Source organism: Prevotella sp. Sow4_E9_plate (genome assembly GCF_052116205.1).
In the GTDB taxonomy this organism is placed as follows: domain Bacteria; phylum Bacteroidota; class Bacteroidia; order Bacteroidales; family Bacteroidaceae; genus Prevotella.
On the sequence record NZ_JBQKLN010000012.1, the window covers coordinates 64447 to 82003 of the forward strand.

Below are 17557 nucleotides of genomic sequence, written 5' to 3' on the forward strand. Positions count from 1 at the left end.
AAATTCTTTTTTAGTACAGAAATCCCAGAAGCCACAAAGGAATCTTGTTGTCCTTGCCTACCTCGGTATTGTATCGGGCGTAGATGATGTCGGGATTATTGCGCATTTTATTAGAAGATTGTGCGTCGCAGATTCTGAACCGCTTCTCACCGTCAACAGTATAGTAATGGTCCTTACCTGCCTGGTGCACTACGTGGTCTTTCCAAAGAGAGTTGACAAAGAAAGTTTCCATCACTTCCTGCTTGTCAATCTGTATCGGATAGATTGCGTACATCAGATTGGAATTGTGCATCATCACCTTGGTCGGTTTCTTCGGGAAGTCCTGACCTTCTGGATAGATCATGTTGATGAGTCGTGCGTCGGCCAGATACTTGATGTAGTTCATGACCGTTGCTCTGCTCGTATTGATGCTATCGGCAAGCTGGCTTACGTTTGGAGCTTTGGCTCCTTCCACTGCCAGCTGGTAGAACAGACGCTTTATCTTGGTAAGATATTTCAGTTCTATCTGCTTGATGAGGAGGATGTCCACCTCTGTCATCATGTTCATTGTCTTTAGTAGATTCTCTGTGAAGTTTCTGTGCTCCAGAAAGAATGGATAAAAACCGTGGTGCAAGTAGTCCTGAAAATACTTCATCGGACTCACCTTCGGCAATATCTGCTTGATGATGTGCTCATGGTTGCGGAGGATATCGTCCAGTTCGTATGGCTGGAAATTGTTACCCGTCTGCAGATTGATGAATTCTCTGAACGAGAATCCTCTCAGATTGTAACTCTTTACCACGCCGTTCAGTTCCGGGTTCTCTTCCTTCAGTCGCATTACGCTGGAACCGGTGAAAACAATTTTCAGTTCTGGATAGAGGTCATAGCACTTTCTGAGTTCCTTGCTCCAGTCGGGCTGTTTGAAAACCTGATCTATGAGCAGAGATCTGCCGCCTTGCTTCACGAAATCGCCTGCAAAATCTGCAATGCCTCTACTCTGGAAATAGAAATTGTTCATGTTTACATACAGGCACTTGCGGTCGGTAGGGCCAAAGTGCTCTTTGGCATACTGGAGGAGGAAGGTAGACTTGCCTACGCCTCTTGTTCCCTTTATGCCTATCATGCGGTCGCTCCAGTCTATTTCGTCCATCAAGGTACGTCTTACTGGGGCGTTCGTATGCTCTACGAGGTATGTATGTGTTCTGAAGAATGCTTCTTCCATGAGTTGTCTTTTATTACTTTTTTGTTTTATGATGCAAAGGTAATTAATTATTTCTAATTTGCAAAGTCTAGATAGCAAAAAGTAATTTTTTTTATTTTATTTAGCACTATTCTAAGTAAAATTGGTCTGATTTTGCAGTTTTTCAACGATTTATTTATAACTTTGCAGCATGAAACTACATATCTTCAATCCAGAACACGATTTGGCTTTGGCCTCAAATTTGCGTCAGTTTACTGCTCCACATGCAGGACGCCAACTCAGGAGTGACCTTTCCTTCATCCCTGCTTTATGGGCTGATGAAGGTGATTTGGTCTTGGTCGATGACATAGATAATGCCCGTGACAAGGTGCGCCATCTTGGAGGTGATCTTGTTGATAAGGTTGAGTTTATCACTAAAGTTCAGTTAGCACATTTTATCAAGACGGAATTTCTTGACAGCGTTCATCCCTGGGGATGGGATTTGAGCCTGAAGGGCGAGCTGGAACACATCGGAATACCGGAAATAGCCTTGCCGGGCGATGCTATATTAAATAAGGTACGCGCGATAAGCAGTCGCCAATGGGCTGCAGAGCATCTTCAGAGCGGGGTTAGGTTTGTCCAGTCCGTGGCAGAGGTGAAGTCTCTCGTCAGGGAGTGGGGCAAGGCTGTCATCAAGGCTCCCTGGAGCAGCAGTGGCAGGGGAGTGCGCTTCGTTTCTGCTGATGAATTCAGGGAAGGCAGCGGTTATCCGTCTTTCGAAAGATGGGTGGGTAATATTATTTACCGCCAGGGTGGAGTTACCGTTGAGCCTTATTATAATAAGGTGATGGATTTCGGCATGGAGTTTGAAATGGTGGATGGCAAGGTGCTCTATCGTGGCTTGTCGCTTTTCGACACCATCAAGAATGCTTATTCGGGAAATGTTCTCTGCCCGGAAGACAAGAAGGTGGAGATGATGGCTCGTTACGTCAGCCCGGAGCGATTGCTGCAGATTCGCCAGCATGTCATTGACGTGATGGAGCCAGCCCTGAAGGGAATCTATAGTGGTCCGTTTGGGGTGGATATGATGATTTATGTCAAGGAACAGAATCTTCCGGCTTCTGATGGTGCTTCTTCTGATGTGCAGGATGATTTCGGAGTGAACGAATGCATAGAGGTCAATCTGCGCAGAACGATGGGGCATGTAGCCATCGATTTGGCAGATTATCTTCAGGAGACTTCTTCCGAGCTCAATCAACTGATGCGTGTAGAATTTGACGGCAATCGCTATCATCTGCGCGTCCTGCCCGGTCAGCCATCAGCAGAAGCCCCGCTTCATTAAGCGGGAACTTCTGCTTGATGAATATTTGCACAAATGCAGATCATTTAGTCATCTAATAGATTTCAACAATATCTGCTGCATGAAGCACCTTCAGACCACCGATTTTTATAAAATGAAAATCCCCACCAACCATCCGCATCCTTACCGGAATGGGAAAGTTGGTGGGGTTCATCAGATGAAGGTCACCACATTTTTTCGGGTGAACCTTTTGAAAACAATCCGTCAATATCGGGTTGTCTCATCAGTCTATGTCGATTACCTGGAAATGCTTGTTGAAGGTTAAATCCAACCCATTTGCCAATTCCACTTCGTATTCATTCTTGTTCATTTCAATCTTCTTTACCGCTTGCGCAGGATAATTCTCCTTCAGGTAGTTTCTGATGGCCTGCGGAATCAGCTTGGCTGGCACTTTTCCCTGCTTGCAGTCAATCTCTGTGAGATTGCCTTTCTTATCAAATTCCAGCTTGGTTCCGTTCTGCAGAACCACATCATAGCTCTTGTTGATAACCCCCGTCTCAATGGTAGCAAGCATCACCTTCTGATTGTTGAAATGGTTGCTGAGTAAGGTTTGAGCCTTTACCGGGAGTGCATTAACGGCGATAGGCTTGTCATTGCCTGCATTTGCTGTCATATTGCATGATAGCATGCAGCAAATGGCTATCATCAAAATTCTTATCATTCTTTTCATAAACCACAAAATTTAAAAGTTTATAATTTCTATGTGCGATGAATGTCTGAACATCATTATCTGAACATCATACAGAAATTAGACGCAGATCATCCGCAAAGGTTTAAAATAGATATTCTTTCTTTCGCTTTTTCCTTTCTATTTCTCTTCTCCTGCTACATCTTTAATCTAATATCAAACGGTTAAATCTCGTTAATGCAATAAACCTTTTCAAGTTTTATAAATCAAAAGAAATGGTTTTGGTAGAAACCATGATGCTTTCGTGTGGCGTTAGGGTCCGCTAGGCGATCCTGCGGATTTGCGTATCTCCCTAACGCCTAGCGGACTTGCAAACCAGTATTACGGACTTATACCACAGCACCTGCTGCCCTGTTAGGGTGTGTGGAGCTTACTTGCGAAAGTTCTGTCTTGTTATATTCCTCATCGCTCACAGCTTCCTGCCACTCGTTGGATGTGTTCTCGCCAGGTATTTCAAAGGCGAGGTGGGCAAACCAGCTGTCTTTTGTGGCACCATGCCAATGCTTCACGTTGGCAGGAATATGGATGACTGTGCCGGGAAGGATTTCCTGCGCAGGCTTTCCTTCCTCCTGATACCAGCCACGTCCGGCTACACCTACCAGCATTTGTCCGCCGTCCTTTGTGGCGTGGTGCGTGTGCCAGTTGTTACGGCAACCAGGCTCAAAGGTAACATTGAAGAAAGGTATCTGACTGTCGGATATTTGTGCCAGATAACTGTTGCCTTTGAAGTATTTGGCGTAAGCGGTGTTGGGTTCGCCAATAGGGAATATCATCTCGCGCTGGAAAGCAGCCTTGGCGTCTTCTCCTTTCACATCTTCGTTCCATACCTCTTTTGCCAGATTGAAGGCAGCCCAGGCCTTTGGCCAACCTGCGTAGAAGGCGATGTGAGTAATAATCTCTGCCGCTTCCGTGCGGGTAATTCCGTTATTCTTTGCCGACTGCAAGTGATATTTCAGCGAGTTGTCGGTGATTCCTTGGCTGATGAGCGAAGTGATTGTTACCAAACTGCGGTCGCGCAATGAAAGCAGGTCATTGCGGCTCCATACTTCTCCGAAGAGAATGTCGTCGTTGAGGTGGGCGAACTCCGGCGCAAACTCACCCAGCTGGGTGCGCCCTGCTGTCTGTACTATTTTCTTCATTGTATTATATTTTTAAATTCTTCTCCATATTTTCAAATTCTTCTCCAGAAAACATCTTCGATGTAAAAAATAACAGTTATTCTATATATGCTTCCTTGTATTTATGCAGTCTTGCGGTACTCGCTTGGAGTCTTTCCCGTCTGTGCCTTGAAAAAGCGGACGAAGTGCTGAGAATATTCAAAGCCGAGGCGCTGGCTGACTTGCATAATGGTTAAGGTTTCATCTACAAGTAGTTGACGGGCTGCAGAAAGCAGTCGGTCGTTGATCAGACTCTTTGCGGTTCTGCCAGTCTCTGTCTTGACTAATTCACCGAAATATTTGGTAGAATAGCAGCATTTGTCGGCAAAGTAGGCTACGGTAGGCAGCCCTTCACGCATTGCTTCATGGGCAATGTATTCATCGAGCAGAGAGATGAACTTCTTTACCACCGAATGATTTATCTCCTCGCGTGTGATAAACTGTCGGTCGTAGAAGCGCAGGCAGTAGTTCAGCAGCAACTCGATGTTTGAAACGATGAGTTCACGCGAATGCCTATCTATAGGATGCTCGAGTTCCTGCTTGATCATTGAGAGCACGTCACGGAAGATGTTTACCTCGGCTGCGGATAGATGTAGAGCTTCGTTGCTTGTATAGTCGAAGAACTCATAGCGGGAGATGTTCTTGCCAAGCTGGGTGCGGTTGAGCAACTCGGGATGGAAAGCCAATACCGTATATTTTGCAAGCGGTACTCCAGGAATGGGTTCAACCTTAATCGACTGCCCTGGAGCAAACGAGGTTACGGTCATCTCGTCAAAATCATATTCTGTTCTGCCGTATGACAATTTGCAGCCCTTGTTTTCCTTCAGAAAGAGGGCGTAAAGTCCGTAGTGATGAACAGCCGCCTCTATAGGAGAGGCGTTTTCTACACGTGCAATGCTTACCAGAGGATGAAGCGTTTTTACCCCAATGTAGTCGTTGAACTCCTGTATTGTATTAAAGAATAATTCCTTCATAATTCTATCCATTTTAAACTTTTGCAAAGATACGCATATTCTACCAAAGAGCTTATACCTATTTTTCGGAAGTTATTACCTTTATAGGAGTTTTTTATCCTTTGTACTTAAATACTTTAACCATATCCTTGTCGCCACCCACAAGTTGGCTGCATCGGTTCAGCATTCCGGTGTCTGAGAAACCGCATTTCTCCATAACTCTTCCAGAAGCTGGATTCCCAGTGAAATGGTCTGCCCAGATGTTTTCGAAATGCTTCTCGTTGATGCAGTAGTCGAGCATCAGCTTCAAGGCTTCGGTGCAGATTCCCTTGTTCCAATAAGGCTTTCCTACCCAATAGCCCACCTCGCAGTCGTTTTCTCCGATAGGGATGTTGCTGGTTTCATGGGTGTAGTAGCCGATGCAGCCGATAGCCTCGCCAGTCTCTTTCCATATGATTGCCCATGTCGTATCGTTATGGAAGAAAGTCCGGATAATCTCACGACTTTCCTCTACAGACTTATGTGCTGGCCATCCTGCTCGTGGTCCCACATTAGGGTCGGAGGCGTACTTGAAGAGCGCCTCTGCATCCGATTCTTGCCAATGGCGAAGTAAAATTCTTTCTGTTTCCATCAGATTATATCAATGTTTTGCATTTTATTTACTATGTGCACTTACCCCAGCCAGTCGGTAAAGATAAGTATACATTCGTGTACCTTCTCAAAGAATTTCCCTATCCGGCGCTTGATGCCCTTCCAAAATATCCCATTCTTTGTAATGCTCATATACTTCGTTCTTTAATTTGAATTTCTTGTGCATTGTCTTATGGTGCCAGACTTTCATTCCCATCCATGCCCCGATGCTGCAAAAATACAAAAAATATTCAGAAAAGTGATTATATGGATGGATTTTGTTTGCAGGGCGAACTTGATTTAACCTTATTTATAAGCTTGAGAGGCATTGAGGGACAACTTGGGAACATCTTGAATAACCGGAAATCCTTAATGACCTTAATGACCGTGACCTTAATGACCGGAAAACGGCCCTAACATTTGTCGCTTGTGTCATAATTATTTTATCTTCAATGTCCGCAGATATTCTTTTTGCTCGGGCGTGATTCTGTTGCTCTCAATGGACTTCTGGATGGTCTTGTTGTGCGTCCAGAAAGCAAGGCGGTTTTGCTCGATGTAGGGAATTGCCTGGTCCCATTGCTTGGCAAGGGCGGTGGCGAAGAACCAGGCTACCATCATTTTTACGTAATACTCTTCGCTCCTTACTGATGCTGGAATTTTAAGATATTCTGCATTGAAGTCTTTATCAAGGTAATCAGACATAAGTGTCTCTATTCCAAAACGACAAGTATAAACGTGTGACGATTTACTCCAAGTCTTGATCTTCGCCAACAGCTCCTCCTTGTGTTTGGCAAACACCTTCGGAGACATGATGTCGCAAACCGCCCAGTTATCCACGAATGGCAGGAATCTGTCTGTAAGACGGATGCATTCCTCGTAGTCCTTTACTTCGGAAACGAGGAGTCCGTGAAGCATATTCTCATCGTAGTATTCGTGAGGAAGCTGCTGAAGGAATTTCTCGCATTCAGCCTCCTTTGTAAATTCTTTTGCGAACTTGCGAAGCACAGGCACACGAATGCCTATGAAACTCTCCACAGGCACTCCCGGTGTCAGTTTGGCCAGGAAAGCAGCATACTGCTTATCCTGCATGGCGAACAGTCTTTCTTGAAGTGAAGTCATTTTTATCCAATTAATTTAATAATCTGTTTATCCGAAGCATCAGGCAGGATTTCTTTCAGATGCTTGAAAATCCTCTGATAAGATTCCTGGGGAGTGCGATAGCATTGGCAAGCCTCCCTGCCATAGAGATCTTCGGGAGTGTTGAGCAGCGACCATCCCCAGCCATATTCATGATTGTGCTTGTCACGAGGATAGATGAAATCTTCGGTCACGATGTAAGTTGCCATTTCCAGTCGGGTGAGATAACCGTCAAACTTGCTTCTCATTCCCTTGCCCGTGAAACCGCAGGCTGCCCGAAGTTCTCTCGTGATGAGACTGCCCGATGATTGAAGCGTACTGAGAATGGCTCCTTCTATCGATTCTTCATCCGGACGGGGGTATTTGCTTCTTCTGTAGTTGCAGAAGTCAGGCCACCATTCTTGGCTGATGAATCCTGCTTTCTTGTTGAAGAACTTTCCGTACATACATGGCATTTCCTGCACAATCTCGCCCTTCCATTTCCAAAGCGGCCAGTCCCAGCCGCCTTCAGGAAGTCTTACGTAACCGCAGTCTTCGGCTACAATGTCTTCGGCAGAGAAGCCTTCAATGCCGCTATCAAGGAGAGGGAGGAAGCCGATTTTCTGAATCAGCTCCATCATGCCTGTTGCTGAATATATTTCTGGAAAATTCATGTTCATCTATTTTTATCCGTTGAACTTAAATAATCTTGACGTTACATCTGTCTTCTTATGTATCGTGCTAGTCCGTAAACATATCTTCGGCAACCTGGACGATAGTGGAGCAGGCGGTCGAACCATGCAAGATGTTTGTTGAATAGGCGAACTGTAACACCTACATAGACCATGGCGTAGAGCGTTCCGATGCCCACGATCTCCCATTTCCATGAACCGAGAAGCAGGAAACAGAACAAGACGGCCAAGACCACGAGCGTGATGTCCACCCGAATCTTGGCTTTAGGGAAAGGCCAGCCGGTAACCTTGTGAATGGCGATGGAAATGCCCTCGCCAGGCATGGTTACTGAGCCGCACTTCACCTCCATGGCAATTCCGAAACCGAGGATGGTGCAACCGGCAATCTGCACAAGGGCATTGACCAGGATATTTTCTGAAACCATCCACTGTGTAAGCACCATATTGAGGTCTATGAACATTCCGAAGATAAAGCCGATAGCGATCTGGAAGAGTTGCACCCACTCGAAGTTTCTTCTCAGAATCAGAATCTGCAGCACCACGAAGATCGCATTCATCATGATGGTGTAGCCGCCGATAGTCCATCCTGGGATGTAATCAAGCATCTTTCCTGCCGAAGCCATCACGTAAGGGATGGTGGAAATAACGCTTGAACCTAACTGACTTCGCACACATGCTGCGACTCCGAAAGTCATTACATAGAGCGAAACGAGCAGCAGAATATGCTGCCATACAAAAGATATAACTTCTTCTTTCTTAATCATTTATATTATTTTCTTAGTCAATTCGTTCAGTTTATCCTCTCTGATAATCTTCGGCTGAGCCTTGCCAGCGAGAATGAGAATCTTCTTGCCGTTACGATAGATATGAAGCTGTCGTGAGCGAACCACGGCAGTCAACTCCTCATCGTTCTGCATGGCTTGCCAGATAGGATAATATACTCCCTCAGGTTCAAACAACTTCTTTTGAAGATGCGAGCAGAGGTTTGTTGTATCAATAGTCATTTATTTCTTCTTTATCGTTCCATTAAATATTTTCCATTGCTTCTCAAATGACAAATCTTTTTCTGTCGAATCAAAGTAACTGATGTTGAGATTTTTCTCCCAAGGATTCCAGTTGCCGCAAATTCTGCCATCATGGGCGATAACAGGAAAGAAAATGCCATTATTAGTGTATGCAGACGGCATTTGATGTGGATGGATTACTAATTCCCGGCTTTTATAACCAATCAGATATTCATCAAAGGGAGCTATCAGATGAGTCTTTCCTCTTCTGAATCCACGTGTTCGACATGATTCATGCAGGTAGAACTGATAGTCTTTCCATTTTTCAACCCTCAGTTCTGAACCAAGCAACTCAATGCCTCGTTGGCAATCAGAAGTGCTCAGTCCTGACCACCAGACATAATCTTCGAATGTGGCTGGCGAATGGCTCTGAAAATATTTTCTTGCCAGAAGCATCAGCATTTCATCACGTTCCAGCCTGGCTGTTCTTGGAACCTTCTTTTCCGTGAGACTGTATGTTGCCTTTGCAGGAAGAAGATTGCCGCTGCAGAAAGTACCGTTCAATTCGTTAAAGCGAATGTGGTAGGATAGGCGATGTTTGTCCATGATGATGCCCTTTTCGAGCAAAGCCTCGTTCAGGTCTTTGCTTGTTACAGACTGCATCTCATCGGTTTTTTGAACAAATATCTCGTGAATCAGATTGAACTCAGAATCATCGATGCTGATTTTATTACTCTTCATCCATCCTTTTACAACAGAAGTTGCCTTAGGTGAAATCAGGTCCAGCATCCACCAATAGACTTCATTTGAAACCAGTTGCCAAGTGCCACGCAGCAGGTGAAGACGGACTATCTCACCCTCATCGTATGCATTCTTGAATGCGATGGAAGATGGTTTGCGAGTACGCATCATCACCGCCCATCTTACCATCCGGTAATCCTGGGCTTGCATGGCTCCAAAATGAGACACCACCTTTTGGGGAGTATCAAATTGAGGGCAGATGAGCTGCTGCGAAAGCAGGCGTATTGCTATTGGATTCATTGTTTCTGAGTCGTTAAAATTACGTTGATTATTTCAAAGCCTTGCCGTCGGAGAAAGCGTTGCCGACTTTCTCGCCCAGTTGGATATAGCTATGATGAATAGGGTCGAAGACAATCAGTTCCATCTTCTCCATGTCTGGATTTCCGTCTTCTGCCAGATACTTTTCATCCACAAGAATATTGACGATTTCGGCAACGAGATAATAGCCGGTTTCGCTTTCGTCATACTTCTCCTTGATGCGGCACTCCAGAGTCATCGGGAAATCGGTGAACACAGGAGCGTTGACCATAGTCGCCTTCTCGATGCTCCATCCAGTCTTCTCCATCTTCTTCGGGTCGTTCTTGGCAGAAACAATGCCCACGAAATCAGAAGCCACCATGGTTTTCTTGGTAGCGAAGGCAACGGTAAACTCGCCGCCAAGCTTCAGGTTGTCTGTGGTGACGTGATTTCCCATCGAGATCATAATCTCCTTCATGTCCCACTGTCCTGCCCAGGCAGCGTTCATTGCGTTGGCAACTCCATTCTTATTATATGTGCCGATAATCAGCACTGGCTGTGGTGCAAACCACGGCTTTGGTGCAAAACTTTTCATATAATTCGTACTTTATATTGTTATTATTTCATGTGTAAATACGTCATCAGCGCAATCTGTATCACTTTAAAATCCTAACTCCACATCCTTGCCGAATGGTGCGAGCGAAAGCCCGGCCATCTTGAAATGCTGTTTACCCCAAGGAATGCCGATGATGGTGATACATAAGAGAAAGCCGAAGAACAGATGCATGAGGCAAGCCCACAATCCTCCGAAAATCAGCCAGAGTAAATTCAGCGGGATGCGAATGCAACCAGTTGGACTATTCGATTCTCTTACCGTAGAACCAAAAGGCCATAGGCAGAGCAGACCAATCTTGAATGTCTGTATCGCAAAGGGAATGCCGATGATGGTACATGCAAGAGCCAGACTTCCGGTGAAATAACCGATGGCAGCTTCGAGACCTCCGAAGAGCCACCAAAGTAAGTTTCCTATTATGCGCATAAGATTATTCTTTTATATTCTTGTTAATTTCTTGCCATTCCTGATGTTCTTCCAGATAATTGGTCTTTACCAGTACACTCTGGAAACCAAAACGCTTGCCTGCCTCGGCATTCTCTGTGCGGTCATCGAAATAAAGGGTGGTGGCAGGATTCAATCCAGTCTTCTGCGTCATCTCTTCATAGATTTCGATAGATGGCTTATCCTTTCGCATGGCGTATGAGAGGAACACTTCATCAAACAGCTCGTCCGTGGAATATCCCAGCTGATTCATCTGACTAACTGATTTCTGCCAAAGCGTATCGTTGATGTTGCTGAGTAGATAGACCTTATATTGCTTCCGAAGCTTGACCAATGCCTCCAGTCTTTCTACGGGCAGATTACCACACAGTTCTTCGAGTACTTTTTCAATATCCTCGGTAGAGGTTCCTTTGCGGCAAAGGCTCAGCATCTCCTGCAAAGTTTCTGCTTCCGCTACCAGACCATTAATATATTGGTGCATCAGTCGCTTGATCTTGCGGACATGGATTAGTCGCTTGAACGCCGTAACGCCCAGGCTCTCCATGGCTTTTACAACAGAGGCATCATCAATGTTCACGATGACACCTCCATAATCAAAAACGAGAGTTTCTATCTGTTTCATGCTCATTTTCCTGTTGTTACAATTCTCTCATGACATGCTTGATGGCGGCAACCGGGTGATATAAAATCATTCTCGGCCCAGCCCAGCGCATCACTTTGCACATTCGTTCTTTCATCTGAGGGCGATAGCAGTGGATGGGACACTTCTTGCAAGTAGGCTTGTTTTCGCCAAACTTACAGCGTTCCAGTCTTGCAGTAGCGTACTGTAGCAACTCTTGACACCCAGGACATAATTCCTTGTTGCCCTCCTTCTTTCTGCAGTACAAACGTATCATCTGCTCCACAACTCGCTGTTCTTCCTTTATTCTTTTCATCTTTTTATGTCAAGAATGGATCAAGCGTAGCCAGCAGTTCGGCTTTATCTACCACACCGCTTGTGCGCCACAATACTTCTCCGTTCCGGAAGAGCATGAGTGTAGGCACGGATTGGATGCGGTATTGGCTTGCTGTTACGCCGTACTTGTCCACATCCACCTTGATGATTCGGATGCGGTCGCCCAATACACTCTTCACCTGCTCCAGAATGGGGTGCATCGCCTTGCAAGGTTGGCACCATGTAGCAAAGAAATCTACCAGAACAAGCTGGCCACTGTTTATTACGTTATTAAATGTTTCCATAATTATTTATCTATTTCTGTGAAACGATTGAAAGTTCTGCCGTCCCTCGTAACTTTCCCGAAGAACATCTTTTCTGGTCTTACCCAATAGGCTTGGTCTCCATAGAGAGCCTGATAAACCACCATGCGCTCCTGAGTCTCGGAGTCGAAGGCAGAATGGATGAACTTGTATTTACCGCCCTTGAAGTGCTGGAAATATCTTTCTTCCTTTGCCGAAAACTCCATCAGCATTTTCTGGGCGAGGGGAGCGTACCATGTCTTCACCTCCTGCTCTGTAGGCGTGTGACCGCCAGGGAAATGGAAGGCTTGGTTGTAGTGCTCCAGGAAGAGAGGGGAGAAGTGAGCCAGGGTGTCCTGCTCACCAAAAAGTCCCCACACACGATTCTTATAATAGGGGTTGCAATGGTCAAACTGCACGGCTTCCAGCTCCGCAAACTCCTCTATCAGCGCCTCGTCAATCACCAGCCGTTGATTTCCGTCCCTTCTCGGCGCCTTGTATTCATGCTCGCCGATTCGCTCCTTCAGAAACTCCGTCATCATGAAATACGGATTGCCGAGCAGGGCAGGAATGCCCACCACCGGAGCCAGCATCTGAGCGAGGAAAGAGCCGCAGCTGTTGCCCAGAAGCAAGTCGGGCTGCTCCCGGTCGATGATGGAGCGAATCTCCTTCAGTGCCTCCTTGGGGTGCAATGGCAGATCGGGAGTCAGCACCACCGCCGTCCCCTCAAACGCCTCTTTCAAGGCTCTCGCCATCGGACAACTGCCCGTGGCGAAGAATCCGTGTAGGAATAATATCTTCTTCATGCTCAAATCTTCAATGTCTTGTTTACTTTGTGTCTATTATCTTGTAGCAGAGATATTTGGGGGTACTAGCTTATCTTATATGTTGTAATCTAAATATTTCTTTCTGCTTTTCTATTTCTTCCTTAAGTTGCTGTTCTGTAGGAAGATAGGTGAGATATTTTGAAGCAAATAATTGCTTGCTGTCGTGCAGGATGGAAAATCTTGCAATGTCCTGGCTGGTTTCCGAACAAAGAAGTATGCCGATGGTCGGATTGTCGCCTTCCGTGCGCTTCAGTTCATCATACATTCTTACATACATATCCATTTGGCCTACGTCCTGATGGGTGATCTTGGTTGTCTTCAGGTCGATCAGTACAAAACATTTCATCAGGTAATTGTAGAATACCAGGTCTATGTAGTAGTCCTGGGTATCGGTGATGATGTGCTGCTGTCGCTCTACGAATGCATAGCCTTTGCCCATCTCCATCAGAAACTTCTGAAGATGGGTGATGATGGCACTCTCCAGTTCGCTTTCCGAGAAGCTCATGTCTCGGGATAAGCCCAAGAATTCTGTCACCATTGGCGACTTGATGAACATGGCAGGTGAGTCTGCGTATCCTTTTGTAAGGGCTTTCATCTCGTTCTCTACCTCATCTTTGTGCTCATTGCTGGTTTGCAGGAGTCGATAATAGTATTGTGAGGCAACATTGCGGTCGAGGGTTCTTGTGCTCCACATTTGCTCTGACGATTCCTTTAAATACCATAGACGAGCTTCTGCATCTGTAACTCTTAGAATACTCTTTAGATGAGTCCAAGTAAGATTTTGCACGCGCGCGTGCAAAATCTCCCAATCAGGGAAATATTGGTATAATTGCTTGAAATAGGCAAGGTTACGAACACCATAGCCGGAGCCGAACTCAGTCGTCAACTGCTGAGATATGGACTTGATGAGCTGTATTCCATAATCTGCACGCTGCTTGCCAAGCTGCTCTTCTTCAACAATACGTTTGCCAATTTCCCAGTTTGAGCGTATCAGGGTTTCGTTGATAGATTGATACGCCCTGTTTCTTGCCCTTGTGATGATGGTTCTGATATCATCTATGACATGTGCATCTATATTTATAATATTCTTTTCCATCTATATATTTTTTCATTTATCTTTGGCCCATCTTGAGGAACCTTTGTTTTCCGAAATCCTTAATGACCTTAATGACCTTGACCTTAATGACCGGAACGACCAGATTCCTGCCCCTTACGCAATAATCACCCGGTGCATCTGCTTGATGAAATCCTTGAGATTCACAAACGTGTCGCCGAAGGTTTCGCGCCATTTCAGATCTTTCAGCGGATACTCCAGGAAGTTGCGGGTTTCTATGTCGCCGTTCATGCTGATGTAATCCAGGATGTTCTTCAGATAGATCTCCTGGTCTGAAGTGAGGTTGTAACCCTCTATGAACTGCTGATAGATCTGAAGCGCCTTCTGGCGGTCTATGCCGTTGATTACACGGATAAACGCAGCCACATTGTTCTTGTACGGATGGCCCTCGGTAAGCTCGTCGTACTCATTCCGGGTGCCCAGCTCCTCGAAGAAGATGCGCTCCAGCTCCTCTATGTCGGCAGAGGTCAGCTGCTCGAAATGCTGAATCTTGCGCAGTGTATCGTTGTTGCTGTTCTCTGCCAGATAGTCGATTACACGCTGCTTGTAGCTGGTCTTGATCACCTCATCCTCGCCACCTTCCACTTTGGTGTAGGTGTCTTCTATGTCGATGATAAACTTCTTGCCGCCACGCTGCTCCTTCAGCAGATGAACCAGTCCTCTCAGTTCCCTGCGCACATGCTCCAGCGCATCCAGCGACTCATTTTCCCAGAATATCGGGGTCTGAACCTCACGGATGGTGTCGATGTGCTCCATCACAGCCGGAATGGAAGCCTTCTTCTCCAGGATGGAAGCAATAACCGTTACCGTCTTGCGCAACTGGCCTGCACGCTTGGTCGTATCGATATGCGAAAGCATGATGTGGAGCATCACGATGTCGAAGCGCTTGGCTTCCTCGTCATCCTTATCCACTTTAATCAGATTGCCTATCTCCTTGAGCTGCTGCACTTCTATCTCCGACAGGCAGGTCCATTTCTCCTTGTTTCTGTAAGGCTCAATGATGTTCAGCCATGGGCGAGCCTCCTTGCGCTCCTTGCCGATGGCTGCCACCTGCTGATGGAGCAGGGTCTTCAGCTCATCATGCAGCTGCTTGTCAAATTCCTTCTCCTGATGCTCGGCGCTCTGCAGCTCCTTGGCAATATCCAGGCGCAGGCAGAAGAGCCGGTCGGTGAGCGATTTGCTGTCGGATGGATGAATGTCGTCGCCCTGCTTCGAGAAGAAATCGAAATTTCCGCACCAGTCGAAGATGTAGAATTCCTTCTTGTCTTCGCCCGGGCCGAAAAGGTCCTTGCAGAGACGGGTTCCTCTACCTATCATCTGCTCAAATTTTATCTTCGACTTGATGATCTTGAAGAATACAAGGTTCAGAATCTCAGGCACATCAATTCCCGTGTCGAGCATGTCCACCGATACGGCTATCTGCGGCATCTTGTCTTCTACCTCGAAGTCGGCGATGAGGGCAGAGTGGTTCTTCACCTGGTTGTCTATCAGCTGGCAGTAGTCAGCGCCACGCTCGGGATAGAGATGGCGGAAACGCTCCACGATGCGCTCCGCATGCTTGTGGTTGTAGGCAAAGATGATGGTCTTGCCCACGTCCTCGCCACTATGTACCTTCTGTCCGTTTGTCATCAGTTCTGACAGCACGTTGTCGATGGTGTCGTCATTGATCAGGTAGTTGAATATCTCGTTGCCCTGAATATCCCGATGATATTCCTCGTCCTCCGGAATGCCCTTCATTGCCTTCTCATACTCCCATACCTTCTCCAGCTGCTCCCGCTGCTCCGGGCTCAGATCGTCGTATCTGATGCCCCGGTTGATCATCTTCGAGTTGCATTTCTTCAGTCGGTACGGACAGAGATAGCCGTCGGCGATGGCTTCATCATAGGTGTATTCAAAGTTAGGCTCATTCTCCAGTTCCAGCAGCAGGAAGGTATTCTTGTCTATCTCGGCACGAGGGGTGGCGGTGAGACCGATGAGCAGGGAGTCGAAATACTGGAAGATGGCGCCGTATTTGCCGAACACGCTGCGATGCGCCTCGTCGATGATGATGAGGTCGAAATGACCGATGGAGAACTCCACTGGCTCGGCGTTGATGTAGTTGATCATCGTCTGATAGGTGGAGAATACGAAGCGGGCAGACTTGTTGGGTTCTGTTTCGTCCGAGAGACTGGTCATGGTCTGGCTATGTAAGTATTTTTCAAAGTTCTTGCGTGCCTGCTTCACCAGTTCCGTGCGGTCGGCAAGGAAGAGTACTCTCTTGATCCAGTTGTTGTTGTCCAGCAGTTTGCAGAGCGAGATGCTCACGCGCGTCTTGCCCGTACCGGTAGCCAGCACGAGCAGTCCACGGCGATGCTTCCTGTTGAGCCATTCCACCAGACTCTTGATGGCTGTTTTCTGATAGGGGCGGTTGGTGATTTCGTCGTCTATCGTCAGTTTGGTAATGTCGGCACGACTCCGTTTCTGAATCAGTTGTTCCAGGTCGTCGTGGCTATGGAAGGAGATAACCTCCCGGTCGGGATAGTCCATGCCGTCAATCACCTTGGTAGTGTATCCGTTGGTGTAATAAATTACCGGTCTTACACCATATTTCTTCTCCAGGCAATCTGCATACTCTATTGCCTGCTTGCGTCCGGTTTCCGGGCTGTGGATGGTGCTTTTGGCTTCTATCACCGCCAGCGGCTTGCTGCCCTTGCTAAAGAGCACGTAGTCGGCGTAGCCGATGCCCGAAGGGTGGAATTGCTTGTTCATTCCCTCTATCTTTACCTCGATGGCAGCCTTTCCGCCCTGGATGTCGCCCTTTACGTGGAGGATTTCCCAACCTGCCTCGTTCAGCATGTAGTCGATGAGGCATTGGCGGGTAATGGCTTCGCTTTCAAGCGATTCCGAAGGCTGAGATTTTGGAGGTTCCGGGTGATTGATAGCCTCGGAAGAAACATGGTCTGTGAGGTCGGGAGATACGGTTGGCTCGGAATTGTCTGATGCATGAATCTGGGTGAAGTCCTGCGGGATGAGCGTAGCATCGAAGGCAAGCATTTTGCGGATTGCCTGCCAGCGGTAGAGGAAACCGGTTGCCACATAGAAGAGGGCTCTCAGACAGATGAAAGCATCGTTTGCCTTTACCTGCTGGGCTCCGGTATGAGCAGCGTAGTTGCCTATTTTCTTTACCATGCGCATGTTCTGTTCAAACTCCCAGTCTTCGTTGATGAAAGCATCTATCTGTGGGCGTTTGAGCATATTGTTCAAGGTTTCGTGCGGGGCGAGGGTAACGTTAGCCATCGCCAGATGGTTTTTTACGAGCCATTCCAGTGCCTTGCGTGCATTGGCGGCACTCTCTTCGGGGAATGCCTTCTGAAAGATTTCTGCCTTATCGCAGTATGCGTGGAGCTGGTGGAAGGCAGGAATCTCCTCTTCCAGCTTTTTGATAAAGTCAAAATTCTTCATTGTCGTTTTTATTTTTAATTGTTATTGTTATTTTTTTTGTGGGCAAAAGCCTTCAAATACCGGGCAATACAAAGCCGCCTTCAAC

General features: G+C 46.7%; 20 protein-coding genes. 1 reads left to right on the top strand and 19 read right to left on the bottom strand.

The window, feature by feature from the left end; translation table 11 throughout:
• Nucleotides 1-10: 10 nt before the first annotated feature.
• The gene (locus ACTQ53_RS06720) at nt 11-1201 is read right to left on the bottom strand and encodes an ATP-binding protein (RefSeq protein WP_441932520.1); all 1191 of its coding nucleotides are present in this window, start codon (nt 1199-1201) and stop codon (nt 11-13) included.
• Nucleotides 1202-1370: 169 nt separating this feature from the next.
• Here ACTQ53_RS06720 and ACTQ53_RS06725 point away from each other — a divergent pair, with 169 nt between their 5' ends.
• Nucleotides 1371-2501, top strand: coding sequence for a hypothetical protein (locus ACTQ53_RS06725; RefSeq protein WP_441932521.1), 1131 nt, complete (start codon nt 1371-1373; stop codon nt 2499-2501).
• A gap of 241 nt (nt 2502-2742) precedes the next feature.
• Here ACTQ53_RS06725 and ACTQ53_RS06730 read toward each other — a convergent pair whose 3' ends face one another.
• The 18 genes from ACTQ53_RS06730 to ACTQ53_RS06815 all read right to left on the bottom strand — a co-directional run bounded on the left by ACTQ53_RS06730 (nt 2743) and on the right by ACTQ53_RS06815 (nt 17472).
• Nucleotides 2743-3180: a PepSY-like domain-containing protein gene (locus tag ACTQ53_RS06730; RefSeq protein ID WP_441932522.1), complete on the bottom strand. Its 438-nt coding sequence runs from the start codon at nt 3178-3180 to the stop codon at nt 2743-2745.
• Nucleotides 3181-3536: 356 nt separating this feature from the next.
• Nucleotides 3537-4346 carry a carboxymuconolactone decarboxylase family protein gene (locus ACTQ53_RS06735; RefSeq protein WP_441932523.1) on the bottom strand — a complete coding sequence of 270 codons (810 nt, stop codon included), beginning with the start codon at nt 4344-4346 and terminating at the stop codon, nt 3537-3539.
• Between the two features lie 101 nt (nt 4347-4447).
• The gene (locus ACTQ53_RS06740) at nt 4448-5338 is read right to left on the bottom strand and encodes a helix-turn-helix domain-containing protein (protein WP_441932524.1); all 891 of its coding nucleotides are present in this window, start codon (nt 5336-5338) and stop codon (nt 4448-4450) included.
• Between the two features lie 94 nt (nt 5339-5432).
• A complete protein-coding gene (locus ACTQ53_RS06745) occupies nt 5433-5948 on the bottom strand; it encodes a GNAT family N-acetyltransferase (protein WP_294972516.1) in 516 nt (171 codons plus the stop codon).
• A gap of 87 nt (nt 5949-6035) precedes the next feature.
• A complete protein-coding gene (locus ACTQ53_RS06750; RefSeq protein WP_294972514.1) occupies nt 6036-6191 on the bottom strand; it encodes a DUF1294 domain-containing protein in 156 nt (51 codons plus the stop codon).
• Between the two features lie 194 nt (nt 6192-6385).
• Nucleotides 6386-7066, bottom strand: coding sequence for a DNA alkylation repair protein (locus tag ACTQ53_RS06755; RefSeq protein WP_441932525.1), 681 nt, complete (start codon nt 7064-7066; stop codon nt 6386-6388).
• Nucleotides 7067-7068: 2 nt separating this feature from the next.
• Nucleotides 7069-7737, bottom strand: coding sequence for an AlkZ-related protein (locus ACTQ53_RS06760; protein ID WP_295346816.1), 669 nt, complete (start codon nt 7735-7737; stop codon nt 7069-7071).
• Between the two features lie 41 nt (nt 7738-7778).
• Nucleotides 7779-8519, bottom strand: a complete 741-nt coding sequence (locus ACTQ53_RS06765; RefSeq protein WP_441932526.1) for a YczE/YyaS/YitT family protein — start codon at nt 8517-8519, stop codon at nt 7779-7781.
• The gene (locus ACTQ53_RS06770) at nt 8520-8759 is read right to left on the bottom strand and encodes a hypothetical protein (RefSeq protein ID WP_441932527.1); all 240 of its coding nucleotides are present in this window, start codon (nt 8757-8759) and stop codon (nt 8520-8522) included.
• Nucleotides 8760-9800 (bottom strand): winged helix DNA-binding domain-containing protein, encoded by a 1041-nt coding sequence (locus ACTQ53_RS06775; RefSeq protein ID WP_441932528.1) that lies wholly within the window; start codon nt 9798-9800, stop codon nt 8760-8762.
• Between the two features lie 28 nt (nt 9801-9828).
• On the bottom strand, nt 9829-10392 hold the full coding sequence (locus tag ACTQ53_RS06780) for a flavin reductase family protein (protein ID WP_441932529.1): 564 nt from the start codon (nt 10390-10392) through the stop codon (nt 9829-9831).
• Between the two features lie 66 nt (nt 10393-10458).
• Nucleotides 10459-10836 carry a YccF domain-containing protein gene (locus ACTQ53_RS06785; protein WP_006846501.1) on the bottom strand — a complete coding sequence of 126 codons (378 nt, stop codon included), beginning with the start codon at nt 10834-10836 and terminating at the stop codon, nt 10459-10461.
• A gap of 4 nt (nt 10837-10840) precedes the next feature.
• Nucleotides 10841-11476, bottom strand: a complete 636-nt coding sequence (locus ACTQ53_RS06790; RefSeq protein ID WP_441932530.1) for an HAD-IA family hydrolase — start codon at nt 11474-11476, stop codon at nt 10841-10843.
• A gap of 16 nt (nt 11477-11492) precedes the next feature.
• Nucleotides 11493-11789, bottom strand: coding sequence for a nitrous oxide-stimulated promoter family protein (locus ACTQ53_RS06795; protein ID WP_118086277.1), 297 nt, complete (start codon nt 11787-11789; stop codon nt 11493-11495).
• A gap of 4 nt (nt 11790-11793) precedes the next feature.
• A complete protein-coding gene (gene trxA / locus ACTQ53_RS06800; RefSeq protein WP_117588276.1) occupies nt 11794-12093 on the bottom strand; it encodes a thioredoxin in 300 nt (99 codons plus the stop codon).
• Between the two features lie 2 nt (nt 12094-12095).
• Nucleotides 12096-12896, bottom strand: coding sequence for a YqiA/YcfP family alpha/beta fold hydrolase (locus tag ACTQ53_RS06805; protein WP_441932531.1), 801 nt, complete (start codon nt 12894-12896; stop codon nt 12096-12098).
• A 70-nt stretch (nt 12897-12966) separates the two neighbouring features.
• Nucleotides 12967-14013: a PDDEXK nuclease domain-containing protein gene (locus ACTQ53_RS06810; protein ID WP_441932532.1), complete on the bottom strand. Its 1047-nt coding sequence runs from the start codon at nt 14011-14013 to the stop codon at nt 12967-12969.
• Between the two features lie 114 nt (nt 14014-14127).
• Nucleotides 14128-17472 carry a type I restriction endonuclease subunit R gene (locus tag ACTQ53_RS06815; protein WP_441932533.1) on the bottom strand — a complete coding sequence of 1115 codons (3345 nt, stop codon included), beginning with the start codon at nt 17470-17472 and terminating at the stop codon, nt 14128-14130.
• Nucleotides 17473-17557: the final 85 nt, after the last annotated feature.

Excerpts from the sequence above, each read along its gene's own strand:
- ACTQ53_RS06720 (WP_441932520.1), bottom strand. The coding sequence starts at position 1,201 with ATGGAAGAAGCATTCTTCAGAACACATACATACCTCGTAGAGCATACG.
- ACTQ53_RS06725 (WP_441932521.1), top strand. The coding sequence starts at position 1,371 with ATGAAACTACATATCTTCAATCCAGAACACGATTTGGCTTTGGCCTCA.
- ACTQ53_RS06730 (WP_441932522.1), bottom strand. The coding sequence starts at position 3,180 with ATGATAAGAATTTTGATGATAGCCATTTGCTGCATGCTATCATGCAAT.
- ACTQ53_RS06735 (WP_441932523.1), bottom strand. The coding sequence starts at position 4,346 with ATGAAGAAAATAGTACAGACAGCAGGGCGCACCCAGCTGGGTGAGTTT.
- ACTQ53_RS06740 (WP_441932524.1), bottom strand. The coding sequence starts at position 5,338 with ATGAAGGAATTATTCTTTAATACAATACAGGAGTTCAACGACTACATT.
- ACTQ53_RS06745 (WP_294972516.1), bottom strand. The coding sequence starts at position 5,948 with ATGGAAACAGAAAGAATTTTACTTCGCCATTGGCAAGAATCGGATGCA.
- ACTQ53_RS06755 (WP_441932525.1), bottom strand. The coding sequence starts at position 7,066 with ATGACTTCACTTCAAGAAAGACTGTTCGCCATGCAGGATAAGCAGTAT.
- ACTQ53_RS06760 (WP_295346816.1), bottom strand. The coding sequence starts at position 7,737 with ATGAATTTTCCAGAAATATATTCAGCAACAGGCATGATGGAGCTGATT.
- ACTQ53_RS06765 (WP_441932526.1), bottom strand. The coding sequence starts at position 8,519 with ATGATTAAGAAAGAAGAAGTTATATCTTTTGTATGGCAGCATATTCTG.
- ACTQ53_RS06770 (WP_441932527.1), bottom strand. The coding sequence starts at position 8,759 with ATGACTATTGATACAACAAACCTCTGCTCGCATCTTCAAAAGAAGTTG.
- ACTQ53_RS06775 (WP_441932528.1), bottom strand. The coding sequence starts at position 9,800 with ATGAATCCAATAGCAATACGCCTGCTTTCGCAGCAGCTCATCTGCCCT.
- ACTQ53_RS06780 (WP_441932529.1), bottom strand. The coding sequence starts at position 10,392 with ATGAAAAGTTTTGCACCAAAGCCGTGGTTTGCACCACAGCCAGTGCTG.
- ACTQ53_RS06785 (WP_006846501.1), bottom strand. The coding sequence starts at position 10,836 with ATGCGCATAATAGGAAACTTACTTTGGTGGCTCTTCGGAGGTCTCGAA.
- ACTQ53_RS06790 (WP_441932530.1), bottom strand. The coding sequence starts at position 11,476 with ATGAAACAGATAGAAACTCTCGTTTTTGATTATGGAGGTGTCATCGTG.
- ACTQ53_RS06795 (WP_118086277.1), bottom strand. The coding sequence starts at position 11,789 with ATGAAAAGAATAAAGGAAGAACAGCGAGTTGTGGAGCAGATGATACGT.
- trxA (WP_117588276.1), bottom strand. The coding sequence starts at position 12,093 with ATGGAAACATTTAATAACGTAATAAACAGTGGCCAGCTTGTTCTGGTA.
- ACTQ53_RS06805 (WP_441932531.1), bottom strand. The coding sequence starts at position 12,896 with ATGAAGAAGATATTATTCCTACACGGATTCTTCGCCACGGGCAGTTGT.
- ACTQ53_RS06810 (WP_441932532.1), bottom strand. The coding sequence starts at position 14,013 with ATGGAAAAGAATATTATAAATATAGATGCACATGTCATAGATGATATC.
- ACTQ53_RS06815 (WP_441932533.1), bottom strand. The coding sequence starts at position 17,472 with ATGAAGAATTTTGACTTTATCAAAAAGCTGGAAGAGGAGATTCCTGCC.